This window comes from Pseudomonas eucalypticola (assembly GCF_013374995.1).
Classification (GTDB): domain Bacteria; phylum Pseudomonadota; class Gammaproteobacteria; order Pseudomonadales; family Pseudomonadaceae; genus Aquipseudomonas; species Aquipseudomonas eucalypticola.
On the sequence record NZ_CP056030.1, the window covers coordinates 1,008,804 to 1,031,669 of the forward strand.

Annotated in this window: 21 protein-coding genes, 1 pseudogene and 1 riboswitch; of the genes and pseudogenes, 14 read left to right on the top strand and 8 right to left on the bottom strand. The window is 62.7% G+C overall.

All coding sequences use genetic code 11. The features are described 5' to 3' along the window. The first annotated feature begins 37 nt into the window (after positions 1-37). The 3 genes from HWQ56_RS04615 (at position 38) to HWQ56_RS04625 (ending at position 2,850) form a co-directional block, all read left to right on the top strand. Positions 38-940 carry a TIGR01777 family oxidoreductase gene (locus HWQ56_RS04615; protein ID WP_176569903.1) on the top strand — a complete coding sequence of 301 codons (903 nt, stop codon included), beginning with the start codon at positions 38-40 and terminating at the stop codon, positions 938-940. A gap of 14 nt (positions 941-954) precedes the next feature. Beyond that, the gene (gene hemH, locus HWQ56_RS04620) at positions 955-1,980 is read left to right on the top strand and encodes a ferrochelatase (protein WP_176569904.1); all 1,026 of its coding nucleotides are present in this window, start codon (positions 955-957) and stop codon (positions 1,978-1,980) included. A gap of 396 nt (positions 1,981-2,376) precedes the next feature. Next, positions 2,377-2,850 (top strand): DUF6392 family protein, encoded by a 474-nt coding sequence (locus tag HWQ56_RS04625; protein ID WP_176569905.1) that lies wholly within the window; start codon positions 2,377-2,379, stop codon positions 2,848-2,850. A gap of 1,950 nt (positions 2,851-4,800) precedes the next feature. Here the strand turns inward: HWQ56_RS04625 and HWQ56_RS04635 are convergent. Together HWQ56_RS04635 and upp are read right to left on the bottom strand one after the other, a co-directional pair. Next, on the bottom strand, positions 4,801-6,063 hold the full coding sequence (locus tag HWQ56_RS04635; protein ID WP_176569907.1) for a uracil-xanthine permease family protein: 1,263 nt from the start codon (positions 6,061-6,063) through the stop codon (positions 4,801-4,803). Between the two features lie 2 nt (positions 6,064-6,065). Further along, entirely contained in the window at positions 6,066-6,704 is a 639-nt protein-coding gene (upp, locus tag HWQ56_RS04640; protein ID WP_158158374.1) for a uracil phosphoribosyltransferase, read from the bottom strand. 163 nt (positions 6,705-6,867) lie between these two features. Here upp and HWQ56_RS04645 point away from each other — a divergent pair, with 163 nt between their 5' ends. From HWQ56_RS04645 to HWQ56_RS04655, 3 genes are all read left to right on the top strand, one after another. Continuing rightward, positions 6,868-7,425, top strand: a complete 558-nt coding sequence (locus HWQ56_RS04645; RefSeq protein WP_158158375.1) for a hypoxanthine-guanine phosphoribosyltransferase — start codon at positions 6,868-6,870, stop codon at positions 7,423-7,425. Positions 7,426-7,978: 553 nt separating this feature from the next. Further along, on the top strand, positions 7,979-8,449 hold the full coding sequence (locus HWQ56_RS04650) for a hypothetical protein (RefSeq protein WP_158153597.1): 471 nt from the start codon (positions 7,979-7,981) through the stop codon (positions 8,447-8,449). 89 nt (positions 8,450-8,538) lie between these two features. Next, on the top strand, positions 8,539-8,826 hold the full coding sequence (locus HWQ56_RS04655; RefSeq protein ID WP_158153598.1) for a PA4642 family protein: 288 nt from the start codon (positions 8,539-8,541) through the stop codon (positions 8,824-8,826). Between the two features lie 62 nt (positions 8,827-8,888). On the opposite strand, the gene mqo is transcribed toward HWQ56_RS04655, so the two are convergent. Beyond that, positions 8,889-10,400 carry a malate dehydrogenase (quinone) gene (gene mqo, locus HWQ56_RS04660; RefSeq protein ID WP_176569908.1) on the bottom strand — a complete coding sequence of 504 codons (1,512 nt, stop codon included), beginning with the start codon at positions 10,398-10,400 and terminating at the stop codon, positions 8,889-8,891. 745 nt (positions 10,401-11,145) lie between these two features. Here mqo and HWQ56_RS04665 point away from each other — a divergent pair. Further along, positions 11,146-11,730: a YajG family lipoprotein gene (locus tag HWQ56_RS04665; protein ID WP_158153600.1), complete on the top strand. Its 585-nt coding sequence runs from the start codon at positions 11,146-11,148 to the stop codon at positions 11,728-11,730. Between the two features lie 60 nt (positions 11,731-11,790). Here the strand turns inward: HWQ56_RS04665 and HWQ56_RS04670 are convergent. After that, positions 11,791-11,996, bottom strand: a pseudogene (locus HWQ56_RS04670) (hypothetical protein). 126 nt (positions 11,997-12,122) lie between these two features. Beyond that, positions 12,123-13,289 carry a 1-acyl-sn-glycerol-3-phosphate acyltransferase gene (locus HWQ56_RS04675; RefSeq protein ID WP_158153602.1) on the bottom strand — a complete coding sequence of 389 codons (1,167 nt, stop codon included), beginning with the start codon at positions 13,287-13,289 and terminating at the stop codon, positions 12,123-12,125. Between the two features lie 102 nt (positions 13,290-13,391). Between HWQ56_RS04675 and HWQ56_RS04680 the strand changes: the two genes are divergently transcribed. From HWQ56_RS04680 to HWQ56_RS04690, 3 genes are read left to right on the top strand one after another with little or no spacing between them, the layout of a single operon-like run. Next, positions 13,392-13,580 carry a CPXCG motif-containing cysteine-rich protein gene (locus HWQ56_RS04680; protein ID WP_158153603.1) on the top strand — a complete coding sequence of 63 codons (189 nt, stop codon included), beginning with the start codon at positions 13,392-13,394 and terminating at the stop codon, positions 13,578-13,580. Next, positions 13,580-13,840, top strand: coding sequence for a putative signal transducing protein (locus HWQ56_RS04685; RefSeq protein WP_158153604.1), 261 nt, complete (start codon positions 13,580-13,582; stop codon positions 13,838-13,840). Before HWQ56_RS04680 ends, HWQ56_RS04685 begins: the two co-directional genes overlap by 1 nt. Positions 13,841-13,875: 35 nt before the next feature. Continuing rightward, positions 13,876-14,496, top strand: coding sequence for an SOS response-associated peptidase (locus HWQ56_RS04690; protein ID WP_158153605.1), 621 nt, complete (start codon positions 13,876-13,878; stop codon positions 14,494-14,496). Positions 14,497-14,564: 68 nt separating this feature from the next. On the opposite strand, the gene HWQ56_RS04695 is transcribed toward HWQ56_RS04690, so the two are convergent. The 3 genes from HWQ56_RS04695 to HWQ56_RS04705 form a co-directional block, all read right to left on the bottom strand. Further along, positions 14,565-15,152: a TMEM165/GDT1 family protein gene (locus HWQ56_RS04695; protein WP_158153606.1), complete on the bottom strand. Its 588-nt coding sequence runs from the start codon at positions 15,150-15,152 to the stop codon at positions 14,565-14,567. 88 nt (positions 15,153-15,240) lie between these two features. Beyond that, a riboswitch (yybP-ykoY riboswitch) is annotated at positions 15,241-15,365 on the bottom strand. Between the two features lie 39 nt (positions 15,366-15,404). Beyond that, positions 15,405-16,403: a methyltransferase gene (locus HWQ56_RS04700; RefSeq protein ID WP_158153607.1), complete on the bottom strand. Its 999-nt coding sequence runs from the start codon at positions 16,401-16,403 to the stop codon at positions 15,405-15,407. A 51-nt stretch (positions 16,404-16,454) separates the two neighbouring features. Continuing rightward, positions 16,455-17,420, bottom strand: a complete 966-nt coding sequence (locus HWQ56_RS04705; protein ID WP_176569909.1) for a 2-hydroxyacid dehydrogenase — start codon at positions 17,418-17,420, stop codon at positions 16,455-16,457. Positions 17,421-17,621: 201 nt separating this feature from the next. On the opposite strand from HWQ56_RS04705, the gene HWQ56_RS04710 reads away from it, so the two are divergent. The 4 genes from HWQ56_RS04710 to HWQ56_RS04725 all read left to right on the top strand — a co-directional run bounded on the left by HWQ56_RS04710 (position 17,622) and on the right by HWQ56_RS04725 (position 22,839). Beyond that, on the top strand, positions 17,622-18,986 hold the full coding sequence (locus tag HWQ56_RS04710) for a glutamine synthetase family protein (RefSeq protein ID WP_158153609.1): 1,365 nt from the start codon (positions 17,622-17,624) through the stop codon (positions 18,984-18,986). A gap of 106 nt (positions 18,987-19,092) precedes the next feature. Continuing rightward, positions 19,093-19,722, top strand: a complete 630-nt coding sequence (locus HWQ56_RS04715; RefSeq protein ID WP_158153610.1) for a LysE family translocator — start codon at positions 19,093-19,095, stop codon at positions 19,720-19,722. Positions 19,723-19,843: 121 nt separating this feature from the next. After that, positions 19,844-21,526 (top strand): fatty acid--CoA ligase, encoded by a 1,683-nt coding sequence (locus tag HWQ56_RS04720; protein ID WP_158153611.1) that lies wholly within the window; start codon positions 19,844-19,846, stop codon positions 21,524-21,526. 113 nt (positions 21,527-21,639) lie between these two features. Further along, a complete protein-coding gene (locus HWQ56_RS04725) occupies positions 21,640-22,839 on the top strand; it encodes a phospholipase effector Tle1 domain-containing protein (protein ID WP_176569910.1) in 1,200 nt (399 codons plus the stop codon). Positions 22,840-22,866 lie beyond the last annotated feature (27 nt).

Consider the following 22,866-nt stretch of genomic DNA (forward strand, 5'->3'; position numbering starts at 1 on the left):
TAGCGATTTGCCGTCAACGCCACAGGAGGAACCCGTCATGCACATTTTGCTGACCGGCGGTACAGGCCTCATCGGCCGCAAGCTGTGCCAGCACTGGCTGGCGCAGGGGCATCAGCTGACCGTATGGAGCCGACAGCCGGCAAGCGTTGCCCGCTTGTGCGGGCGCGCCGTGCGCGGCATTGGCCGGCTGGAGGACCTGGGCAGTGAGCCTGTCGACGCCATCGTAAACCTGGCCGGCGCCCCGATCGCCGACCGGCCCTGGACCGACACCCGTCGCCAGTTGCTATGGAAGAGCCGCATAGGCCTCACCGAGCAGTTGCTGGCCTGGTTGGAGCAGCGCGAGCAGCGGCCAGCGGTGCTGGTATCGGGGTCGGCGGTTGGGTATTACGGCGACGGCGGCGAACGCGAACTCACGGAGCAGTCGCAACCGGTGCGCAAGGACTTCGCCAGTGACCTGTGCATCGCTTGGGAAGAGACGGCGCAGCGCGCCGAGGCGCTGGGCATCCGCGTGGTGCTGGTGCGCACCGGCCTGGTACTGGCGAGCGAAGGCGGCATGCTCAAGCGTCTGAAAGTACCCTTCAAGCTGGGGCTGGGCGGGCCCATCGGCAATGGTCGACAGTTCATGCCCTGGGTGCATATCGATGATCAAATCGCCCTGATTGATTTTCTTGTGCACAAGGCCGACGCCAGCGGTCCTTATAATGCCTGTGCGCCAGAGCCGGTGCGCAATCGCGAGTTTGCCCGGCGCCTGGGCCGGGCATTGCATCGCCCGGCCTTCATGCCGCTCCCTGGGCTGGTGCTGCGCGCCACCCTGGGCGAAATGTCTGATTTATTGCTGGGCGGCCAACGTGCACGCCCGGTGCGTTTACTGGCGGAAGGCTTCGGCTTCCGTTTCAATGACCTGCAAACGGCGCTGGACGACCTCGCCCGGCGCCTCTGAAATTAGGATGTTGCATGACCGATCACGCTTTGCTGCTGGTCAACCTGGGCTCCCCGGCTTCCACCTCGGTGGCCGATGTACGCAGCTACCTGAACCAGTTTCTCATGGACCCCTATGTCATCGACCTGCCGTGGCCGGTGCGCCGGCTGCTGGTGTCGCTGATCCTCATCAAGCGCCCGGAACAGTCGGCCCACGCTTACGCCAGCATCTGGTGGGACGAAGGCTCGCCGCTGGTAGTACTCACCCGCCGCTTGCAGGCGGTGATGCGCGAACAGTGGGCCCACGGCCCGGTGGAGATCGCCATGCGCTACGGCGAGCCGTCGCTGGACACCGTCCTCACGCGTTTGTCTTCTCAAGGCGTGCGCAACATCACATTGGCGCCGCTGTACCCGCAATTCGCCGACAGCACCGTGACCACGGTGATCGAGGAAGCGAAGAAAGTGGTGCAGGCGAAAAAGCTGCCGGTGCAGTTCAAGCTGTTGCCGCCGTTCTATGACCAGCCCGAGTACATTGATGCGCTGGTGGCCAGTACGTCCGCTTACCTGGAGCAATCGTTCGACCACCTGCTGCTCAGCTTCCATGGCCTGCCCGAGCGCCACCTCACCAAGCTCGATCCCACCGGCAGCCACTGTTTCAAGGACGCCGACTGCTGTCGCAACGCCTCGCCGGCGGTGCTTGCCACCTGTTACCGGGCGCAATGCATGCGCACCGCTGCAGCCTTCGCCGAGAAAATGGGGCTGCCGGAGGGCAAGTGGTCGGTATCGTTCCAATCGCGGCTGGGTCGTGCCAAATGGATCGAACCCTACACAGAGGCGCGCCTGGACGAGTTGGCCAAGCAGGGGGTCAAGCGCCTGCTGGTCATGTGCCCGGCGTTCGTGGCGGACTGCATCGAGACGCTGGAAGAAATTGGCGATCGCGGCAGGGAGCAATTTGTCGAAGCAGGGGGCCAGGAACTGGTCCTGGTGCCATGCCTGAATGACAACCGGCAGTGGGGTGAAGCCCTGAACCTACTGTGCGAACGCGCACCCGCCATGGCCTGAGGCCGAACGCCCTGGCATTCAGGCAGGCGCGGGTGAAGGTTGAGAGTCAGGTGGCGCGGTCTGCCTGACCCCACGCTCCACCTCGTTCTCGGCGCGGCAAGCGCTCACGTCATGGCAGTTGAGTTTCTGTCGGCGTGGGAAGTAGCTGACATTGTAGGAAACTTCAACAGATATAGTTAAGTGGTTCCTACGTCCTACTCGGATTAGACCCTCTTCCGTATCGGAGTCGTCGCGCATACAAATGGTTTAATCAAGACCATTATTATTCCAGAAGTGTCAGTGCTGCAGCGCTATACATGAGTGGAAGAAGGTGCCGGGCCGTCCGAAGTAGGGTAGGCCTGCTGAACGGGCGCGTCGACAACTCAAGGCGTTGGCGGAAAAAAAAGGGCTGGTCAAATGACGGTTTCCATAATTGATTATATTAATGGGCTGGGGAAGCGATGGCGCGTGCTTGCAGAAAATGGCACCTTGACTAATCAGCGTCCCGTTGGGCTTTATGCGGGCGCGCAGGTGCTTTGCCTCTTTCCAGTTACCGGCGTGGCGCTGGAATTCGACCTCGAGGATGAAATTCTTCAACGGGTTCATGTGATTACGCAGGCGTCTGAATTAAGAGGGCCTTCCTATCAAGGAGCGCTCCCAGGTGACCTGGACGGTGTTTGTAATAAAGCCGAGGTCAGGGCCAAATTGGGAAAAGCTGTGAAGGAGGTAGGCCCGGTGAAACTTTCAGAGCCCGTAGGTATGGTGGGTGGATGGGATGGGTTTCATTACGCAATGAAAGACGGTGAAGTGTTATTTCTGATGGTGCGATACACCTTGAGTGATAGTGTTGAATCAATCACCTTTGAGAAAGCGCGTGCCCTACAGCATTAACTATTGTGAGTGCCCGGGGCTTTAAGGTGTGAAATGAAGTTTCGGAAATATGGCTCGGTCAGCGAAGGTGGCGATAGGGGGCGGCGCGAAGGTCATAACCTACTCGGCAACCCGTTGTCGATATATTAAAGGCGCAAAGTGGAGGTCAGCGGATACTCAAGGGCGAACAACCGCAACCCCTGCGAACGACTTGCCTGAGCGTTAAAGAGGTCCAAGTAAAATGGCTAACGCTAATTGCGAGCCTCGCTTTTACCTGTCAAGCGTCCAACACTTGCCGAAGGGAAAACAAAAAGCTCTTCACGGAAGCCTGGGGAAGTTGGTGATGCCGCCACAGATATGCAGTGAACAAACATAGCGGACCAGGTGATGCCTCAGGCATAACTGGCCCGAAATAGATGTGGGACCGGCCTTGGCCGGGAAGCGCCGCGCGGGCGGCGCTCGATTTAAAGGGCGCAGGAGAAACCAAGACATGCACCTAGTGGCCCTGTTGCGGATTTCAAGCCGTGCCAACAGAATGTTCAGCGGAGCTTCTGGCTGGAGATTGCAGCAGGGCTACCAAGCGCCAGGCGATGTTGTTGTCTCGCTGTTAAGATCGAGCGCCGTCCGCACGGCGCTTCCCGGGCAAGGGCTTGGCGCCCTGCCATTCCTACATCTGTTTCGGGTCAGTTATGGCTGTGAGATCACCTCGCCCGCCTTGTTTGCTCACTACAGATCTTTGTAAGCACCACTAACTTTCCCGGCAATCCGTGAAAAACCAAACAAAACGGGTACGAATTATGAATTTCAAGGCAGTTGTGGATGGCTTGTCGCCTGAGGAGGTCGTTAGATTTTTGGCAGGTTTGAAAACTGGAATGAACTACCCGCATATTGATCGGATGCTAACGTGGCATCGTACTCCAAAGTTAGGTAATGTCGAAGTCTTGAGATTAGTGAAGGGGTTAGTAGACCGAGGTGTGATACAGCACGATTCGACTGGTGCTCGATATGTTAAAGGTATGAATTGGAGCCCCGTGGATATCTCTCGGTTCATCGAAAATGACGATAGCGTGGCTGGCTCCGCGCCTTCAAGTCAATAAGGAGTCCAGGTATGAGTAGGTTGGCTTATTTAGACCTTTTTACCCCACAGGAAATAGTCCAGGTGCTCGCGGGTGCTGAGAACGGTATTGATTACCCGCATCTTGACCGACTATTAACGCAAGTTCGCTTGCCAAATTTGGGGGTGGTCGAGGTCATGAGGTTGCTGGATGATATGGTCGACGCGGAGGTCATAATTTACTCTGGAACCCTTGGGCGTTATGTCAAAGGCGCAAAGTGGACGCCAGTGGATACCTCAAGGGCAAAAAAATCGAAACCTCCAAGTGACTTGTCTGAGCCTTGATGAGGTCAAGGTGAAATGGCTAACGGGAGTGGCTAACCCTGGTAGCAGAAGTTTCTGCAAAAAGTGATGCAATCACTACTCGGCCGCATCGTTAGCTTTTTTTGCAGCCTTGAAATAGCTGGGATGCAGTACGCCCATTTTGGGGAGTGGTGTAGCTGCGTAAATCCCGGGAGTCTGTTTGAACCAGTCCGAATCAAACGGGATTTTATGGTGGTTGCCCAGATCGAAATTTGTTCGGAGACTTAACCCGCTTGCGGGGAAGCCTGCGTCGCTTGGGTCCATGACAAACTCGCACGGATAAACGGGCTCAGTCTTCTGACTTGTACCGTATGCGACCTGTACCTCGTTGGTCGAGGGTGACACCGAAAGAACGATAGCAGGGCGCGGTTTGGGTCCAGGCTTCCCTACTTGCTGACGAAAATGACGCTTTCGTCGTAGAGGCGTGCTTCAGAGGCTCCAAGATTGCCGAGTGCCCGCGCCACTTTAGGTGCGTCTGCCACCCAATGAAAACGCCGCTATCCCGTCACGTGCGGATAGCGGCGTCGAATGCAGCAAAGCATCAGGTCAGAAGATCACTCCCCCACCTTCTCCTTCCACTCTCCATTCCCTGGCAGCAGCAGGTTCAACGCAATCGCCACCACCGCGCACAGCGCGATCCCTTTCAGCCCGAAGTCGTGCGGGCCGGTGCCGGTGCCGATCAGCACCCCACCGATACCAAACACCAGTGTCACCGAGATGATCACCAGGTTACGGGCTTCGCTGAGGTCGATCTTGTGGCGGATCAGGGTGTTCATGCCCACGGCGGCGATGGAGCCGAACAGCAGGCACAGGATGCCGCCCATCACCGGCACCGGGATGCTTTGCAGCAGGGCGCCGAACTTGCCGATGAACGCCAGGCTGATGGCGAAGATCGCCGCCCAGGTCATGATTTTCGGGTTGTAGGCTTTGGTCAGCATTACCGCGCCAGTGACTTCGGCGTAGGTGGTGTTGGGCGGGCCGCCGAACAGGCCGGCGGCGGTGGTGGCGATGCCATCACCCAGCAGGGTGCGGTGCAGCCCTGGGGTTTTCAGGTAGTCGCGGCCGGTCACGGTGCCCACGGCGATGACACCGCCGATGTGCTCGATGGCCGGTGCCAACGCCACCGGCACGATGAACAGGATGGCTTGCCAGTTGAACGCCGGCGCGGTGAAGTGCGGCAGTGCCAACCACGGGGCGGCGGCGATCTTGACGGTGTCGACCACGCCGAAGGCGAACGACAGGGCGAAGCCCACCAGCACGCCAGCGATGATCGGCACCAGGCGGAAGATGCCCTTGCCGAAGACCGCGACGATCAAGGTGGTAAGCAGCGCCGGCATGGAAATGAACATGGCGGTGCTGTACGGCAGCAGTTCGGTGCCGTCACCGGCCTTGCCCATGGCCATGTTGGCCGCGATCGGCGCCATGGCCAGGCCGATGGAGATCACCACCGGGCCGATCACCACGGGAGGCAGCAGCTTGTCGATGAAACCGGTGCCCTTGATCTTCACGGCCAGGCCCAGGAACGTATAGACGAAGCCGGCGGCCATCACCCCGCCCATGGTCTCGGCCAGGCCGAACTGGCCCTTGGCGAGGATGATGGGGGTGATGAAGGCAAAGCTCGATGCCAGGAACACCGGTACCTTGCGGCCGGTGACGATCTGGAACAGCAACGTGCCGAGGCCTGCGGTAAACAGGGCGACGTTCGGGTCCAGGCCGGTGATCAGCGGCATCAGCACCAGGGCGCCGAAGGCGACGAAGAGCATTTGCGCGCCGGACAGCACCTGGCGCCAGAGCGGGTCGTTGAACTCGTCGGCCATGCTCAGGCGTCCTTCTGCTTGGTGCCGAAGATCTTGTCGCCGGCATCGCCCAGGCCAGGGATGATGTAGCCGTGTTCGTTCAGGCGCTCATCGACCGAGGCGGTGTAGATCTGTACATCCGGGTGGGCCTTCTCGACCACGGCGATGCCTTCGGGGGCGGCGACCAGGACCATCGCGCGAATGTCCTTGCAGCCGGCTTTCTTCAGCAGGTCGATGGTGGCGACCATGGAACCGCCGGTGGCCAGCATCGGGTCGATGATCATGGCCAGGCGCTCGTCGATCTCGGGCACCAGTTTTTCCAGGTAGGTGTGAGCTTCCAGGGTTTCTTCGTTGCGGGCCACGCCCACGGCGCTGACCTTGGCGCCCGGGATCAGGCTGAGCACGCCGTCGAGCATGCCGATACCGGCGCGCAGGATCGGCACCACGGTAATCTTCTTGCCGGCGATTTTCTCGACCTGGACGGTACCGCACCAGCCTTCGATGTCGTAGGTCTCCAGCGGCAGGTCCTTGGTGGCTTCATAGGTCAACAACGCGCCGACTTCCTGGGCGAGTTCGCGAAAGTTCTTGGTGCTGATGTCGGCACGGCGCATCAGGCCGAGCTTGTGGCGGATCAGCGGGTGGCGAATCTCGAGGATTGGCATGGGGAAAGACTCCGGGCGGGCAAAAAAATCGCGCTAGATTAATCTATTCAGGTGGCACTGTCGTGCAGACATACTGGACGTTAGTCCAGAAAAGCTTGATCTGTACCGAGCGGATGCGTACCTTTGCCCGCTTTTCTCAGACCACCCCCCTTTGGAGAGCGTCATGTCCGCTGATCTCGAGCATATCCGTCAAGTCATGGACGAAGCCGACTGCCTGTACACCGAAGCAGAAGTCGAGGCGGCCATCGTCCGTGTGGGCGCACAGATCACGGCCGAGATGGCCGACAGCAACCCGGTGGTCTTCTGCGTGATGAACGGGGGCCTGATCTTCGCTGGCAAACTGCTCACCCAGCTGCGTTTCCCGCTGGAAGCCAGCTACCTGCACGCCACCCGCTACCGCAACGAAACCAGCGGCGGCGACCTGTTCTGGAAAGCCAAGCCGGAAGTTTCGTTCATTGACCGTGACGTGCTGATCATCGACGACATCCTCGACGAAGGCCACACCCTGAGCGCCATCATCGACTTCTGCAAGCACGCCGGCGCCCGTGCCGTGCACACTGCGGTGCTGATCGACAAGGAACACGAGCGCAAGGCCAGCCCGGGCCTCAAGGCCACCTATTCGGGCCTGCCGTGCATCGACCGCTACATCTTCGGCTATGGCATGGATTACAAGGGCTACTGGCGCAATGCGGCCGGCATCTATGCCGTGAAAGGCATGTAAAAAACCGCATCGGCCGGTTTCTTCTGGTCGCGGCCGCCCGGCCGCGTCACGAACACCGCGCAACATCACGCCCACCGCATGCACCGCCGACGCGGCCAGGTCCGCTGCTACGCGGACGGGGTAGCAGCGGACCCGGCCGCGTCACGAACACCGCGCAACATCAGGCCCACCGCGTGCACCGCCGACGCGGCCAGGTCCGCTGCTACGCGGACGGGGTAGCAGCGGACCTGGCCGGGTCACGAACGCCGCGCAGCACCAGGCCCACCGCACGCACCGCCGACGCGGCCAGGTCCGCTGCTACGCGGACGGGGTAGCAGCGGACCCGGCCGCGTCACGAATGCCGCGCAGCACCAGGCCCACCGCGTGCACCGCCGACGCGGCCAGGTCCGCTGCTACGCGGACGGGGTAGCAGCGGACCCGGCCGCGTCACGAACGCCGCGCAGCACCAGGCCCACCGCATGCACCGCCGACGCGGCCAGGTCCGCTGCTACACAGAGAGGTGGCTCCCGGATGTATCTGCTAGAGTGCTGGGCTGCCTTCCAGGAGCTCGCCCATGCGTTTGATGATCGCCGCACTTGTCCTGCTTACCAGCCTTCCCCTGGCCGCCGCGCCGCTGCATTCCCAGTTCCTGCCGCCCGATGACCTGGGCCTGCGCAAGGAGCAGCCCGAGCAACAGCAACTGCTGCAGGTAACCGACTATTCGGTAGTGGTGGGCAACCAGCGCCAGTCCAATCAGCAACCCATTCCGGTGACGTCCTCGCTGCTGGTGCGCCTCAAGGGCAAGCCGCTGAACAAGGGCGCGACCATCGCGCAGGTGCTGCTGACCTTCGATGCCGAGAGCAAGAGCCTGAAGAAGCCCGCGTTCGACGAGGCCAGCAAGACCCTGACCCTCAACTACCCGCTGGGCCAGTACCGCACCATCGTCGACCTGTTGCGCAATGGCACTGTATACGTGCAATTTCTCAGCTACCCCAACGGCCACATCTGGGCGGACCTGCACACCGGTGCCGAACACGCGCGTTGAGCCGTCAGGCCCGCGGGGGTAAACTCGCGCTCTTTCCAGGAGCTGGCCAGCCAGCTCTCACCCCCATAGCAGCGAAGTTGGAGTGGGCAATGCGTAAAGACAAGAAGCAGCTGATTGGTGATGAAATCGGCGACGAGCAGGTCAAGTTGTTCCTGGAGTTCGAACCGGTCGACGCTACTTCGCCGTCGCTGCACAAGCTGATCAAGGCCTATCGTGGGCTGCGCGTCGATGACTTCGAGCGTTTCGTGGGCTTTTTCGTCGAGGCCGGCTATGACCTGAACGGCAAGGACGAGCACGGCAATGACTTCATCGCCCTGATCCGTGACCAGCGCAACGCGCCGGAATACATCGAGATCATCGAGAAAGCCCGCGGCTGATTTGCCCCCGGCCATGAAAAAACGCCCCGAGGGGCGTTTTTTCATGGCCAGCGCCTACACGATCAAGCGTAGTGTTCGGCGGCGGTGTTGGCGGGCGCCAATTCCAGCGCTGCGTCACTCTGCGCGCTCACCCGGCGGTACAGTGCCGCGTCGGTTTCCAGGGCCTTTTCACGGGCCGGGAAGATTTCCTTGAGCTTGGTGGTCCAGGCTTCGGAGCGATACTGCTCGGGGAAGCAACGCTCGATCAGTTCCAGCATGATCGACACGGTCACCGAGGCGCCAGGGGACGCACCCAGCAGGGCCGCCAGCGAACCATCGGCCGCCGAGACCAGCTCGGTGCCGAACTGCAGCACGCCGCCTTTCTTCGGGTCTTTCTTGATGATCTGCACCCGTTGGCCGGCCACTTCCAGGCGCCAGTCCTCGGCCTTGGCCTCGGGGTAGAAGCGGCGCAGGGATTCCAGGCGCTGCTCCATGGACTGCATCACTTCGCTCATCAGGTACTTGGTGAGGTCCATGTTGTCCCGCGCCACGGCCAGCATCGGGCCGATGTTGCCAGCACGCACGGACTTGGGCAGGTCCAGGAACGAACCGTGCTTGAGGAACTTGGTGGTGAAGCCGGCGTAAGGGCCGAACAGCAGGGACGTCTTGCCGTCCACCACGCGGGTGTCCAGGTGCGGCACGGACATGGGCGGCGAGCCCACGGCGGCCTGGCTGTAGACCTTGGCCTGGTGGTGCTTGACCACCTCAGGGTTGTCGCAGCGCAGCCACTGGCCGCTGACCGGGAAGCCGCCGAAGCCCTTGCCTTCCTCGATGCCCGACTGCTGCAGCAGCGGCAAGGCCGCGCCGCCGGCGCCCAGGAAAACGAACCTGGCGTCGACTTTACGGCTGTTGCCGCTGTTGACGTCCTTGATGGTCACGGTCCAGCCGCTGCCGTTGCGGGTCAGGTCGGTAACGCGCTTGCAGTACTTGACCTGGGCGTCGGCACCGCTGGCCAGGTGCTTGAGCAGCTTGTTGGTGAGGGCCCCGAAATTGACGTCGGTACCGTGCATGACGCGGGTGGCGGCGATGTGCTGGTCGGCCGGGCGGCCAGGCATCATCAGCGGCATCCACTCGTTCATCTTCGCCTTGTCTTCGGTGTACTCCATGGTTTCGAAGGCATGGTGCTGCTTGAGCATCTCATAGCGCTTCTTCAGGAAGTCGATACCCTTGTCGCCTTCGACGTAGCTCAGGTGCGGCACCGGGTTGATGAAGGCACGGGCCGAGCCGAAAGTGCCTTTCTTCGCCAGGTAGGCCCAGAACTGCTTGGACACCTCGAACTGGGCGTTGATGTGCACGGCTTTCTTGATGTCGACCGACCCGTCCTTGGCCTGCGGCGTGTAGTTCAGCTCGCAGAGGCCCGCGTGGCCGGTACCCGCGTTGTTCCACGGGTTGGAGCTTTCCGCCGCACCGGAGTCCATCAGCTCGACGACTTCCAGCTTGATCGTCGGGTCCAGCTCTTTGAGCAGTACTGCCAGGGTGGCACTCATGATGCCGGCCCCTACCAATACCACGTCGACTGCTTCGTTATGCGCCATTAACGCGTCTCCAAAATCTTCAGCACCAAATTGACAGCACGGCTCCCGGTACACCATCAGCAGGCCAGGAATGCCATGTCCGACTTTTCGCAAAATTCGCAAGCTCGCGCGGACGCTACCAACCGGTCCAACAAGTCCCTATGAACTCATTTCAAGGGCCGGCAGGCAATTCGACTTAGGTCAATGCGCCCGCGTTGCAGTTCAATCGACCTCAGGCTCCTGACTGGCAGGCGCGGCAGGGCCGACCGTACGGTGCTGAACCGGACGTTGTTGATGCATGTACAGATGCAAAACTGTTCATTTGCTCGCCACACTCTTGTGAAGTTGTGAAAACCGTTTTTTTTCACGCTCTTTTGGAGTCGTGAACCTCAAAAAGGCTGCCATGAAGACGCGGGCAGCGGCAGGTCCAACGAAGGGCGAAGTGCCGAAAGCGCGGGCACACCGGCTTCGAATGGCCTGTGTGGGCGGCTCTCTGTGGGCATTGGCTGGGCTGGATGCAGGGCATCAGCGGTGTTGCGGGGCCCGATCAGGAGACGTCCTTATAATCGGGGGGAGATTATAACGATGAAACGCGCAGAAAAGATCCTTATTCCTGGAGTTTTCTTGCGGTGGGCGTCAAGCGGCGCCGCCGTGACCGATTATCGCACCCTTCCTGCCTTTTTACCCTGCGTTTGAACGCTGGTTCCCGATACGCGGGGGCCGTTATACTGCGGCACTATCAATGCCTATTCCCGGAGAGATGAGCATGTTGCAACGCCTGTTGTTCGGTTTGATCGCTGTGACCACCCTGACGCTGGCCGGTTGTGCCAACAGTCCGCAGCAACTCAGCCCGCAACCCGTGCTGACCTCGCAACTGGCGCCTGTCGGCCAGGGCCAGCAAGTGGTCGTGCGCGTGGTGGATGGCCGTCCGTCGCCGGTGCTGGGTACCCGTGGCGGCCTGTACCCCGAGACCAGCTCGGTGACCGTACAGGCCAATGACATCATCCCCAAGCTGCAAGCCCAGGCTGAAGCCGCCGTGCGCCTGCTGGGCTACACGCCGTCGGCCAATGCGGGCGGTGCCCCGGTGTTGACCGTGACCCTGGCCAACCTCAGCTACCAGTCACCCAAGGAGGGCATGTACGTGACCGAGGCCACCATCGGCGCCAACTTCAAGGCTGACGTGAACAACAACGGCCGTCACTATGCGGGTGCCTACGGTGCTTCGCTGAACCAGCGTTTCGGCATGGCGCCGAACGTCGACACCAACACCAAGCTGGTCAGCGACGTGTTGAGCGATGCCTTGACCCGTGTGTTCAAGGACCCAAGCATCGGTCGTACCCTGAGCAACTGATCGCCCGTAAAAAAGCCCGCGTTCCCTCATGGGGGCCGCGGGCTTTTTCATGGCCGCGGTTCAGGCGGCTTCCACATAGAACTCCAGGAAACTGATGCCGGTGTCGGCATCCAGTTCGGGCCCGTCATCGTGGGGGCAGCCGGCCAGGGCGCAGTACACCAACCAGTGGCGGTCGTGAACATTGAAAGACAACCCGTTGATCAGCGCTTCCTGCTCGTCACTCGGGGGATCAGGTAAAGGCGGTCCTGGTTCTGTGCATGCAACATGACAAGCTCCATGTCGTGGGCGAGGGAACACAGGGTGACCGGTTCTGATGACGGCTGTATGACGCCCGCGCCTGCCGCAAGGGGCCGTGGCCGCGGCGTTCATGACACGGCCAGGACCGCTGCCTGTCAGAGTGGGAGGCCGGCCTTTACGCGGTACTGATTGCGCACAGGCGTGGCGTACTGCAGCACCAGGTAGGGCCGCTGCTCCGGTGGGCAGGCTTCCAGGCGGCGTGTCCATTCGGCGCGGGCCTTTTCCAGCTCCTCGGCGCCGAACACTTCGCTGGCCGCAGGCACCGCCAGGCTCGCGTCGGCGTCAGCCCACTGGGCGTAGGCCAGGTAGTGCACCGGGAACAGGCGATAACCGGCCAGGATCTGCCGGTCGATCTCGGCCGCCAGTTGCTTGGTGTCCTCGAACGCCTGGCTTACCGGCGGGGCGAAGTTGATGTGCACCCGGCCCTTATAGCCGGTGATGCCCTGGGCGATGCTGATGTCGTCTTCGCCGGGGGCCTTGGTGTAGCTGCCCGTGGTGGCGCGGGTGTACAGCTCGCGGGCCTTGGCCAGGTCGCACGGGTCGTACTCGTAGCTGATCGACACCGGGGTCAGGTTCAGTGACTGGATCACCTCGCCGAACGCCTCGTCCTTGCGGCTCATGTGGAACATCTTGAGGATGGCCGAGTCGGTGCGGTCGTCACCGTCCTTGGCGCGGCCTTCGGCCTGGGCGATCCAGATCGACTGGCAGTCGTTGCGGATCGAGTGGTTGATGTAGGCCGACAGCAACTGGTAGGCGGCCAGTTTCTCGCGCCGGCCGCTGAGCGAGCGGTGCACGATGAAGCTCTTGTTCAAGCGCATCAGGTCGCTGACGAAGGGCTTCTGCAGCAGGTTGTCGCCGATGGCGATGCGCGGCGTGGGCAACCCGGCGTGGTACACGGCGTAGTTGACGAAGGCCGGGTCCATCACGATGTCGCGGTGGTTGGCCAGGAACAGGTAGGCACTGCCGGACTTGAACTGCTCGACGCCGGTGTAGGTCACACCGTCGGTGGCACGGTCGATGGTGTGGTCGACGTAGACCTCCACCTTGTCCTGCAGGGTGGCCACGCTCTGGATGCCGGCGAACTCTTTGCGCAGCCGATGAGCTATAAGAGGTTTGAGCAGCCAGCCGAATGCACCGGCCATGCGCGGAAAGCGGAAGTGGGTGAGGATATCGAGGAACGCCGGGTCGCTGAGCAGGCGTGCCAGAACGGCAGGGACCTCGGCGTCGTCGTACGGTCGGATGGCATCGAATTCGCCCATCATGCTCTCTTGTTGGAAACGGCTAGGGTAATAAGGTAAGGGTCTAACGATAGCCCTTCAAATAGACCGGCGATTATACGCACAAGTCACCACGGGGAGACGGCCATGCTGTTTCAGGAAAGTGAAGACATCGAATGCCCATACTGTGGTGAAACGATTCCGGTATTGCTGGACCTGTCCGGCGGCGATCAGGAGTACATTGAAGATTGTTCCGTATGCTGCAAGCCGATCCGTTTCATCTTGCAGGTGCACGACGATGAATGGATGTTGGATGTGAAAGGCGAGAACGATTGATGCAAAGAATCTACGACCCGGAGAGCCTGCTAGAAGCGGAAATGCTGATCGGCATGCTCGATAGCGAAGGGGTGGCGGCCCATCTTGTGGGGCGCGACCTGGTGGGCGGCATCGGTGACCTGCCGGCCATCGGGCTGCTGGGCCTGACCGTGGCCAATGACCAGGCCGATTACGCACGCCAGCTCATCGCCGCGTACAATGCCGCCTTGCCGCTGCCGGGCGAAGAACCGGAGAGTTTCCAGGGCGTGCTGGTGTGTTGAACCGTGCGCCTGTCATCTGAAGAGTCTTTTGCCCCATGTGTGGACGTTATGCGCTGTTTCGCTGGTCGCCGTCTTTTGCCGCGCTGCCTGGTTTCCCTGCCGACCAGCAGGCGCAATGGAATATCTCCCCGGGCGATTCGGTGCTCATCCAGCGCCAATTGGAAGGCCGCCTGCAACTGGCGCGCGCCCGCTGGGGGCTGACCCCGCCGTGGTTGACCGACCTGTCGCGCACCCCTGCCCATGCCCGTGCCGAGACGGTGGCCGAGCAGCCGATGTTTCGCGAGGCGCTGCGGTTGCGGCGTTGCCTGCTGCCGGCGAATGGTTTCTATGAATGGCGCGGCACTGTGCGCAAGCGGCCGTTCTGGCTGACGCCGGGGGAGGGCAGTTCGCTGTTCTTCGCGGCGGTGTGGGAAGCCTACCCCGTGCAGGAGCAGGTGTGGCTGAGCACCGCGGTGGTCACCCAGCCGGCCATGAACCAGCGCCGCCCGCTGATTCTCGATGCGGCCGGCCAGCAGGCCTGGCTGGACCCCGAGACGCCCATGCCGGTGTTGCAGTCCTTGCTGGCCAGCAACCCTGTCGCCTTGCGTGAAAGGCCGCTGGCCAACCTGGTCAATGATCCGAAGCTCAACGCCCCGGAATGCCTGACCCCGGCATGACCCAACGCCCGTAGCAGCGGACCCGGCCGCGTCCAGGACGTCGCATAGTCGCAGGTGTCCCCACGCGGTCAGCCTACCCAGCCGCTGACTTGCATGGCCTTGTAGACGGCCACCACCGCCAGCACGAAGAACGCCGTGGCTGCCAGGCGACGGATCAGGGTCAACGGTAGTTTCTCGGCGGCGAAGTTGCCCGCCAGTACCACCGGCACGTTGGCCAGCAGCATGCCCAGGGTGGTACCCAGGATCACCAGCAGCAGGTGCGGGTATTGCGCAGCCAGCATGACGGTAGCCACCTGGGTCTTGTCACCGATCTCCGCCAGGAAGAAGGCGATCAGGGTGGTCAGGAACGGGCCGAACTTGCGCTTGGTGCTGGCTTCGTCGTCGTCCATCTTGTCGGGGACCAGGGTCCACAACGCCGTCGCCGTGAAGCTCGCGGCCAGGATCCAGTGCAGTGTCGCGTCCGAGAAGAAACTGCCGAACCAGGCCCCTACGGCACCAGCGGCGGCGTGGTTGGCGAGGGTGGCGGCAACGATACCGGCGATGATCGGCCAGGGCTTGCGGAAGCGAGCGGCCAGGATCAGCGCGAGCAATTGGGTCTTGTCGCCGATCTCCGCCAGGGCAACGATCGCGGTAGGGACAAGAAGTGATTCCAGCATCAGGGTTTCCTATGGGGGCGGGTCGACACGGCTATGACACGTACAGCCTCCCCGCCCCGGGTAAGGTGTGCGTGTCATAGGTCTTGTCAAACCCTGAGCCCGTCTGATGCGGACTGTGGGTCGCATGCGCCATGGTCTGTGGACCAAGTATGTTGACGCATGCCATGCGAGCAAGTGGGCTCGGCGGGAGACTACTCCCCTAGGACGGAGCGGATTCTGCCTAGGGTTTTTCGTTTGGGCAAGCGAAGTTTTTCAGCCGCGTTTGGCCCGGTAGATTCTGAAACCCTGCCCCTCGGCGCGTATTGCGCACACGCCCAGATGTTCTTCGATCAATGGCTGGTAGCGCAGGAAGCTATTGGCGACGATTCGCAGTTCGCCTCCTTTTCTCAGGTGTTTAGCCGCTTTTCGCAGCAAATTTTCCGAAGCCTGATAGTTGGTGTGCACCCCCGTATGGAAGGGAGGGTTACTCACGATGGCATCCAGATGAAGGGGCGCGGCATCGATGCCATCACCGGTGATGACCTCGGCCTCCAGGCCATTGGCCTCAAGGGTCATGCGACTGCTTGCCGCAGCAAAGGCGTCCACGTCGAGCAAGGTCAGCTGGCTTTGCGGGTAGCGGCGCTTGAGGCTGGCACCCACCACCCCGGCACCGCAACCGAAGTCCAGGACCTGGCCGCCGGGCAGGCCGTCCAGGTGTTCCAGCAGCAGCGCGGTGCCACGGTCCAGGCGGCCATGGCTGAACACGCCCGGCAGGCTGATGACGGTCATTGGGCCATCGGCCAGGGCCAGTTCGTAGCGCTGGGCCAGGCTTGCCAGCGGCACGCCGACTGGGGCAGATTCGACCGTGACCTGCCACAGCTGGCAATGCCGTGCACTGTCGAGTTTGCGTGGCTTGCCCAAGGCATGCAGCTGCTTGGCCGCGCCCTCGATGCCGCCGCGCTTCTCGCCTACCAGGTACAGGTTTTTGCCCGCCAAACGTGAGGCCAGGGCATTGAGCAGGTAGTTGGCCAGCTCACGGGACTTTGGCAGGAAGATCACCGCGGCGTCGAAATCCGCCTGTGGCGCTTCGGTGCCGAAGTGGCTGCGTTCGCCAAAGCGGGCCGCCAGGGCCTGCTGGTCCCCTGCGTGCCAGCACCAGCCCTGGGCTTCGGGCAATGTGCCCAGCAGGTCGTCAGCGGGCAGGCCTGCCAGCAGCACGCGGCCCTGGAACAAGTCGGCCTGGCGAAGCAGCACTTCACTGCGCGGGTCCATGGTGGGGGCTCCTGGTCAAAAAAGCACCCATTCTACCAGAGCCTCCGGCCCTCAGTTGACCTGGCGTACCGGCGTACCGCTGAAATGCCCCTGGGCGTTTTCGGCCACCTGGGCGACGATGCGCTGGCGCGCCTCGCGGCTGCCCCAGGCACTGTGGGGCGTGACGATCAGGCGCGGAATGTCATCGGCCAGCAGCGGGTTCCCGTTCACCGGTGGCTCGACGCCGAGCACATCAGTGGCGGCGCCGCCCAGGTGCCCGGCCCGTAGCGCGTCGGCCAATGCCTGCTCATCCACGATGCCGCCGCGGGCGGTGTTGACCAGGAAGGCTCCCGGCTTGAGCAGCGCCAGTTCAGCGGCGCCAATCATGTTGCGGGTGCTGTCATTGAGCGGGCAGTGCAGGGTCAGAGCGTCGACCTGGGGCAGCAACTGTGCCAGTGCAATACGATCTTCTCGCGGCGGCCTGCCGGGGATCTGGCCCAACAGCACGCGCATGCCGAAGGCTTCGGCCAGCCGTGCCACCGCGCCGCCCAGTTCGCCGTGACCCAGCAGGCCCAGGGTCTTGCCTTCCAGTTCGACAATGGGGAAGTCCAGCAGGCAGAACTGGCTGGAGCGCTGCCATTGGCCGGCGGCGATGGCCTTCTGGTAGTCCGGCAGCCGCGTGGCCAGGGCCAGCAACAGCATCAAGGTATGCTGGGCCACCGACGGTGTGCCGTAACCCTGGCAATTGCACACGGCGATGCCACGGCTGCGGGCGGCGGCCAGGTCGACGTTGTTGGTGCCGGTGGCGGTGATCAGGATCAGTTGCAGGTCCGGGCAGGCCGCGATGGTGTCGGCGTCGACCACCACCTTATTGGTGATGATGACCTGGGCGTCGCGGCAGCGCTCGATCACGTGCTGCGGCGGGGTGGCGGCGTGCAGGTCCAGGGGGCTGAAGGCCTGGTGCAGCGGGCCCAGGTCGAGGTCCCCCAGGTCCAGTGAGCTGTAGTCGAGAAACACGGCGCGGCGCGGATCGGTCATCGGGGCAGACTCCTTGTGATTGGCGAAAAAGCCTACATGAAATTTGGGCGTATGGGCGTCCGTCCAGGTTTCTTGGCCCCGCCTCGATGGCCTGCACCCGGAGCGCGGGGTCCCCGCTTTCACAGCCGGTGCTACATTGGGTGCACCGGGCCATGGCCCGTCAGTTGGCGTGCGCGCTTTGTCGTCATTCAGGATTACACCATGAACAAGCAGTCTTCGAGCTCCTCGGCCCACCCCGACCTGTTGAGTGAGGTCCGCGCCTTTCGCGCCGCCCACCCGCAGGTGCGTTACGTCGACCTGATCGCCCTGGACATTCCCGGGCATTTCTACGGCAAACGTTACCCGGTGGAGATGCTCGAGAAAGTGGCCGCCGGCAGTCCCCTCAAACTGCCGCAAAACTGCGTGCTGCTCGGCGCCCAGGGCGGGCTGCACCCCATTGGCGATTACTGCTTCAACGACGGCGACCCGGACGCGCCGCGGCGCTTGATACCCGGCACCCTCAAACCCGTGCGCTGGGAAGGCCAACCGCTGGGGCAAATGCTGATCAGTTCGGATGGCACCGCGGCGCCCATCGAATTCGAGCCGCGTGAAGTGCTGGCGCGGGTACTTGAGCGGCTGGCACGGCGCGGCATCTACCCGGTGGTGGCCTTCGAACTGGAGTTCTACCTGTTCGACCGCGCGCTGGACAAAGGCTTGCCGCAATTTCCGCGTGACGGTTTGAGCGGCGATGAAGATGACCAGCCCAACATGCACATCGAACGCCTGTCGCGTTTCGCCCCGGTGCTGCACGACATGGTCGAGGCCGCCAATGAACAGGGCGTGGAAGCCAATGTGATCACCGCAGAGCTGGGGCCGGGCCAGTTCGAGATCAATTTTGCCCATTGCGACGACGGCCTGCGCGCTGCCGATTGGGCGGCGCTGTTCTGCCGCAGTACCCGTGGCGTGGCGCTCAAGCATGGCCACCGCGCCAGTTTCATGAGCAAGCCCTACCTGCATGCCCCGGGCAGCGGCATGCATGTGCATGTCAGCCTGTATGACGCCGCGGGCCACAACGTGCTGGCCGCCGACGACCAGCAGCCGCTGCGGCACGCCGTCGCGGGCTGCCTGGCATTGCTGCCCCACTGCATGCCGATCTTCGCCCCCAACCACAACGCGTTTCGCCGCTACGGAGCCATGGTCAACGCAGCCAGCCGTGCCAGCTGGGGGTTCGAAGACCGTGACGCCTGCATCCGGATCCCCGAGTCCGACCCGCGCAACGTGCGCATCGAGCACCGCCTGGCCGGGGCCGACGCCAACCCCTACCTGGTGCTGGCGGCGATCCTCAGCGGCATGGAGCATGGTCTGGACGCGAAGCTCGAGCCCATCGCCCCGCTCAACGAAAACCGCCACAGCGGTATCGACTTCCCCAAGGACATGCTCGACGCCGTGCGGCACATGCAGGGCCACCCGGCGGTGCGCGAGGGGCTGGGAAGCGAGTTCGTGATGGTCTACTGCGAGAACAAACGCCATGACCACCTGGCGTTCCTCGATGAAATCAGCGCCCGGGAGTATCGTTGGTTCCTGTGAACCTGAGCCTGCCGGGCTGGACGAGCAGAAGCGCCCCGCACGCCCCGCGCAGCTTTGGTAAGGTAGGCGTCTTGTAACTGCCTATGACAATGCCTTGGGAGGCCCCATGTACTGGACGGAGTTCTTGACCGTTGCCTTGATTCACCTGCTCGCCGTGGCCAGCCCCGGCCCGGACTTCGCCGTGGTCGTGCGCGAAAGCGTGGCCCACGGCCGTCGCGCCGGCACCTGGACCGCCCTGGGCGTGGGCACGGCGATTTTCCTGCATGTGGGCTATTCCCTGCTGGGCATCGGCCTGATCGTCTCCCAGTCCATCGTGCTGTTCAACGCCCTGAAATGGCTGGCCGCCGCCTACCTGCTGTACATCGGCTTCAAGGCGATTCGCGCGAAACCGGCGGCACCGGGGGCTGAAACCCTGAAGGCTGAACCGGTTGAGCGCACTGCCAGGGGCGCCTATGTGGCCGGTTTCATGACCAATGGCCTGAACCCCAAGGCCACGCTGTTTTTCCTGTCGCTGTTCACCGTGGTCATCAACCCCCATACACCGCTGTGGGTACAGGCTGGCTACGGTGTGTACCTGGCGTTCGCCACTGCCGCCTGGTTCTGCCTGGTGGCCATGCTGTTCAGCCAGCAACGCGTGCGCGCAGGCTTCGCGCGCATGGGGCACTGGTTCGATCGCACCATGGGCGCGGTGCTGATTGCCCTGGGCGTGAAGATCGCTTTGACAGAAATGCATTGAGCATCAAGGGGTAACGCTCCCCGGCAACATCGCCATTCATTTGTCCGATGAATGCTCTGCGTCAGAGGGTCTAAAGTGTGAAAGTATTTGCCATGCTCTTGCACTCATTAAAGGGATCCTCATGATGCAGACTCGCGTTATTCCGCCGGCCGAAGGTGCGTATCAATACCCTCTGTTGATCAAGCGGCTGCTGCTGTCGGGCAGCCGTTACGAGAAAACCCGCGAGATTGTCTACCGGGATCAGCTGCGCTACACCTACCCGACCCTGTCCGAGCGCATCGCGCGCCTGGCCAATGTGCTCACCGCAGCCGGGGTCAAGGCGGGGGATACCGTGGCCGTGATGGACTGGGACAGCCACCGCTACCTGGAAGCGATGTTTGCCATCCCGATGATTGGCGCGGTGGTGCACACGGTCAACGTCAGGCTCTCCCCGGAGCAGATCCTGTTCACCATGAACCACGCCGACGACAAGCTGGTGCTGGTCAACAGCGATTTCGTCGGCCTGTACCAGGCGATCGCGCCGCACCTGACCACTGTCGAGAAGACCCTGCTGCTCACCGACGGGCCGCAGAAGACGGCGGAGCTGCCGAACCTGGTCGGCGAGTACGAGCAACTACTGGCGGCTGCCAGCCCCACCTACGACTTCCCCGATTTCGATGAAAACTCGGTGGCCACCACCTTCTACACCACGGGCACCACCGGCAACCCCAAGGGGGTGTATTTCACCCACCGCCAACTGGTGCTGCACACCCTGAGCCTGGCCACTGTCACCGGCAGTGTCGACAGCACGCGCTTCATGGGCACCAACGACGTCTACATGCCCATCACGCCCATGTTCCATGTGCATGCCTGGGGTGTGCCCTATGTCGCCACCATGCTGGGTATCAAGCAGGTCTACCCTGGTCGCTACGAACCCGACATGCTGGTGCAGCTGTGGAAAACCGAGAAAGTCTCGTTCTCCCACTGCGTGCCGACCATTCTGCAGATGCTGCTCAACTGCAAGAACTCCCAAGGGGTGGATTTCAAAGGCTGGAAAATCATCATCGGCGGCAGTTCGCTGAACCGCGCCCTGTATGAGGCGGCCAAGGGCCATGGCATTCAGCTGACGGCCGCCTACGGCATGTCCGAGACTTGCCCGCTGATTTCTGCTGCCCACATCAACGAAGAATTGCTCGCGGGCCTGGAAGACGACCGCACCACCTACCGCATCAAGGCGGGTGTGCCGGTGCCGCTGGTGGAGCCTGCGATCATCGACGCCGACGGCAACTTCCTGCCCGCCGACGGTGAGACGCAAGGCGAACTGGTGCTGCGTGCGCCCTGGCTTACCATGGGCTACTACCGCGAACCGGAGAAGGGCGCGGAGCTGTGGAAAGGCGGCTGGTTGCACACCGGCGACGTGGCGACCCTGGACGGCAATGGCGCGATCGATATTCGCGACCGCATCAAGGATGTGATCAAGACCGGCGGCGAGTGGGTATCGTCGCTGGAGCTTGAAGACCTGATCAGCCGTCACCCGGCCGTGCGCGAAGTGGCGGTGGTGGGTATCCCCGACCCGCAGTGGGGCGAGCGGCCCTTCGCCCTGCTGGTGGCGCGTGACGGGCAGGGCGTCGATGCGCGAGGCATCAAGGACCACCTGCAGCCTTTCGTCGAATTGGGCCACATCAACAAGTGGGCCATTCCCAGCCAGATCGCCGTCGTGGGCGAGATCCCCAAGACCAGCGTCGGCAAACTCGACAAGAAGAAAATCCGTCTCGACATCGCCCAGTGGCAGGCCGAAAACAGCGGCGTACTGTCCAGCCTCTGACGCCTCGCCTACACGCGGCGCTCCTGGGCCTTACGGCTCAGGGGCGCGTGGCTGACATACAGCCATGCGGCCCGGACCTAGAGTGCATTCCTTTGCCAGGCAAGGGAATGCATATGACACTTCAACGCTCTCACGCCCCCGACGTTTTGCGCGTCGGGTTGTTCTTCGACGGTACCGGCAACCACGCCGCCAACGCGCCTTTCGACGATGTAGTGCCTGCAGGCATGGACGGTAGCCACGCTTCGGCGCTGACGAATGTTCATAAGTTGTATCAGCTCTACGGCGGGCCGGTGGGCACGCTGGCCATTTATGTCCCAGGCATCGGCACCGACGCCGGTGAAGCCGACAGTTTGCTGGGCAGTGCGCTGGGCCGTGGGCGTACCGGGGTGCTGGCGCGGGTGGAATACGCGATGGCCCAGCTGCGCCAGGCCATGGGTGCCAGCGGTTCCAAGGCCGAGGTGACGGTCGATCTGTTCGGCTTCAGCCGCGGCGCCACGGCGGCACGCCATTGCGTCAACCAACTGCGGTCCCTGCCGGGCGTGCGGGTGGGCTTCGTGGGGCTGTTCGACACCGTGGCCGCCGTGGCGGGCGCCCGCAAGCTGGACCTCGCTCTGGACCCCGCGCACGTCCCGCAGGTGGTGCACCTGGTGGCACGCGACGAGTACCGGCGCAATTTTGCCTTGGCGCAAGTGCACCTGTCCCACACTGAAATCGAGCTGCCCGGCGCCCATGCGGATATTGGCGGCGGCTACCTGGGCCAGATGCGCGAGCAGGTGCTGGTCTGGCCCATGCAGGCCCTGACAGTGGTGAAGGGCACGAAGGTGGAGACCACCTCCATCTACCGTGCCGCCGAACAGGAAAGGCAACTCTGGTTGGCGCGCGGGTGGCCGGCGCACTGGCTCACGGTGCTCACCCCGGCCCCGACCCTGGTAGTCGACCGTACCCAGGTCCCGCAACAGCAGGTGTACGCGGCATTGCAACTGGAGCGTGACGTTCGCGGCGAGCTGTCGCGGGTCTACCTGCGGGTCATGCACGGGCTGGCGCTGGCCCAGGGGGTACCGATGCGGCCGGTGCCCGCCACGGGGGATTGCGCCGTGCCGGCCGAACTTGAGCCCCTGTGCCAGCGTTTCCTGCAGGGCGATTACCGGGTCAGCCCCGAGGAAGACCTGCGCCTGCGGCTGGGCTATATCCACGTGTCGGCCCACTGGACACCGCCGGAGGGAGTGCGGGGCAACCAGCCGCGGCTTGGCAGCCGGCTGCTGTACATCAACGCACCGGCTGCCGATGGCGTGCGCGAACGCTATCGTTGCTGAGCGTGCAGCACCGGATAGCGCTTGAGC